3 protein-coding genes are annotated in these 2,121 nt (G+C 65.4%); all 3 read left to right on the top strand.

The window, feature by feature from the left end:
* Positions 1–433, top strand: a 433-nt coding sequence (locus RLQ26_02280; GenBank protein MEQ9087551.1) for a zinc-binding dehydrogenase, incomplete at its 5' end; no start/stop codon positions are given.
* 32 nt (positions 434–465) lie between these two features.
* Positions 466–1,470 carry a quinone oxidoreductase gene (locus tag RLQ26_02275; GenBank protein MEQ9087550.1) on the top strand — a complete coding sequence of 335 codons (1,005 nt, stop codon included), beginning with the start codon at positions 466–468 and terminating at the stop codon, positions 1,468–1,470.
* Between the two features lie 31 nt (positions 1,471–1,501).
* Positions 1,502–2,121: quinone oxidoreductase (locus RLQ26_02270; protein MEQ9087549.1), on the top strand; the 620-nt coding region annotated here is incomplete at its 3' end.

Below are 2,121 nucleotides of genomic sequence, written 5' to 3'. Positions count from 1 at the left end.
CGCCCATGGCTGCGATCACCCGATCCTGTACCGCGACGAGGATTTCGTCGCCCGGGTGCGCGAGATCACCGACGGCAAGGGCGTGCCTGTCGTCTACGACAGTGTCGGCAAGGACACCTTCATGAAATCCCTCGACTGCCTGAGCCCGCGCGGAATCCTGGCGAGCTTTGGCCAGGCCTCGGGCAAGGTGCCGCCTGTGGATGTGGCGAGCCTCGGCCCGCGTGGGGCCCTCTGGCTCACCCGGCCCACCATCTTCGCCTATAACGGCACGCGCGCCGAGCTCGAGGCCAATGCGGCCGAAATCTTCGATGTGGTTCTCTCGGGCGCGGTCCGGATCGAGCCGGGCCATGTCTACGATCTGCGCGATGCCGCGCGGGCCCATCGCGATCTCGAGGGCCGCAGGACCACAGGCTCCATCATTCTCGTCCCCTGACCCGCACCCGCAGCACCTGATCACGGAGTTCCATGTCTGCTCTCTCATCTACCACCCTTGCAATCCGTTACCATGAGACCGGCGGCCCGGATGTGCTCCGCGGCGAGGAGATCCCTCTCGCGCCGCCGGGGCCGGAGGAGGCCCGGCTTCGGCATCTCGCCATCGGCGTGAACATGAAGGAAATTGGCGAACGCCAGGGCGCCTACCCGTCACCGCCCCTGCCCACCATTCCCGGGATCGAGGCGGCGGCGGAAGTGGTCGCGGTGGGCGAACTCGCGAGTGAGCGCTATGGCATCCGCGCGGGCGACAGGGTTGGCTACGCCACCATGCCCACGGGTAGCTATTGCCGGGAGCGCAACCTCGACGCCTCGCGCCTCGTGCCGATTCCCGATGATATCGACGACGAGACGGTCGCGGCCGGGTTTCACAAGGGCATGACCGTGCGATACCTCGTGCGCAAGACCTATCCCGTGCGCCCTGGCGACACGGTTCTCGTCCATGCGGCAGCCGGCGGCACGGGGCTCATCCTGTGCCAGTGGGCAAAGGATCTTGGCGCCATCGTGATCGGCACGGTCTCGAGCCCCGCGAAGGCGGAGATCGCCCGCGCCCACGGCTGCGATTATCCTGTTCTCTATACGCAGGAAGACTGGGTCGCCCGCGTGAAGGAGATCACCGGCGGGGCCGGCCTGCCGGTGGTTTACGACAGCGTGGGCAAGGACACGTTTTACAAATCGCTCGACTGTCTCGACCCGCTCGGCACCATGGTGCTCTACGGTATCGCCTCCGGTCACCCGGAGCCGCTGGAGCTGATGAAGTTCGATATCTGGAAAAGCTATTTCTATACCCGCCCGTCCTTCTTCGTTCACACGAAGAAACGTGAGGACCTGCTGGCAAGTGCCCATGATTTTTTCGATGTTGTCCGGCGCAAGGCGGTCCGGGTGGAAGTCGCTGCCCGCTTCGCGCTCGAGGAGGCGGCGGATGCGCATCGCGCGATTGAATCCAGAAGCACGACCGGCTCGGTCGTGCTGATACCATGAGTCCGGCGACCTGAATTGACGGGAGAAAACCGTGACGATTGAAGCCAAGGCAATCCTGATCCGGGAGACCGGCGGGACAGAAGTCATGTCCTTCGAGACCGTGACGGTCCCGGATCCGGGCCCCGGCGAGGTGCTTCTCGAGCAGAAGGCGATCGGCGTCAATTTCATCGACATCTATCGCCGCTCCGGCCTCTACCCGCTGGACGAGTTGCCGACCGTCATCGGAGTCGAGGCAGCCGGCGTCGTCATCGATACCGGCCCCGGCGTGACCGCTTTCCGGAAAGGTGATCGGGTCGGATATTGCGCCTCCCACGTCTGGGCATATGCAACCCACCGCGTGATCCACGAGGACATGCTGGCAAAAATCCCGGCCGGCATCAGCGACAGGGAGGCCGCCGCTTCGCTCGTCCGCGGGCTGACGGCGGAATATCTGGTCCGGCGGTGCTACCACCTCAAGCCCGGCCAGACAGTCCTGGTCCATGCCGCGGCCGGCGGTGTGGGTGTCCTGCTCTGCCAATGGGCGAAGCATCTGGGGGCGACGGTGATCGGCACGGTGGGCAGTCCCGAGAAGGCGGAGATCGCCCGCGCCCATGGCTGCGATCACCCGATCCTGTACCGCGACGAGGATTTCGTCGCCCGGGTGCGCGAGAT

It is taken from the genome of Alphaproteobacteria bacterium, from assembly GCA_040220875.1.
Lineage (GTDB): Bacteria > Pseudomonadota > Alphaproteobacteria > JAVJVX01 > JAVJVX01 > JAVJVX01.
The sequence above is the reverse complement of the archived record's forward strand: the minus strand, read 5'-3'. Positions and strand labels throughout refer to the sequence as shown.

Coding starts and splice junctions, on each gene's coding strand:
- RLQ26_02275 (MEQ9087550.1), top strand. CDS start 466: ATGTCTGCTCTCTCATCTACCACCCTTGCAATCCGTTACCATGAGACC.